1 protein-coding gene is annotated in these 513 nt (G+C 69.8%); it reads left to right on the top strand.

Annotation, left to right across the window (positions count from 1 at the left end; translation table 11 throughout):
• Positions 1–139 precede the first annotated feature (139 nt).
• Positions 140–442, top strand: a complete 303-nt coding sequence (locus ABGA94_RS21075; RefSeq protein ID WP_032954673.1) for a hypothetical protein — start codon at positions 140–142, stop codon at positions 440–442.
• The last annotated feature ends 71 nt before the right edge of the window (positions 443–513 follow it).

Below are 513 nucleotides of genomic sequence, written 5' to 3'. Positions count from 1 at the left end.
CGAGCCCACGCTCGGCTGCTTTGCTACCCAGCCGAGCATGGGCTCGGCTCTACAGGGAAGACCCCCGCCGGCACGACCGTGGCACAGCACCCATGGCATGATGTCCGCGCGCCTCTGGCGCGATGACATGGAGTCTGCGATGGCCTGGTTGTCGCTGCTGCTGTTCCTGCCCTGGTTCCTGCTGCTGGGCAGCCTGTACTGGCTGTTTCCGCGCCAGCCGCGCAGCGCGCGGCGGCGCCTGTTCGATGGCACCACCCTGGTCGTGGCGTTCGCGCTGAGCATCGTGTCGATGCTGTGGGGCTACCGCATTGGCGTGGTGCAGCCCGGCGCCGGCCCGATCTGGCCGCAGGTGCTGGCGGTGCTGTATGCCTATGGCGCGTTCCTGGCGGTGCTGGTGCTGGCGTTGCTGCTGCGGCCGCGGTTCGGATTGCGCTCTGGCTGATCGGTAGTGCCGGCCGCTGGCCGGCACATGCATTCTCCCGGCTGTCCCGAGGTTGCCGGCCAGCGGCCGGC

Source organism: Stenotrophomonas sp. 3diitr2024, from assembly GCF_042136455.1.
GTDB lineage: Bacteria > Pseudomonadota > Gammaproteobacteria > Xanthomonadales > Xanthomonadaceae > Stenotrophomonas > Stenotrophomonas sepilia.
The sequence above is the reverse complement of the archived record's forward strand: the minus strand, read 5'-3'. Positions and strand labels throughout refer to the sequence as shown.

What these genes read in the sequence shown, in the direction of transcription:
- ABGA94_RS21075 (WP_032954673.1), top strand. Translation starts at nt 140, where the DNA reads ATGGCCTGGTTGTCGCTGCTGCTGTTCCTGCCCTGGTTCCTGCTGCTG.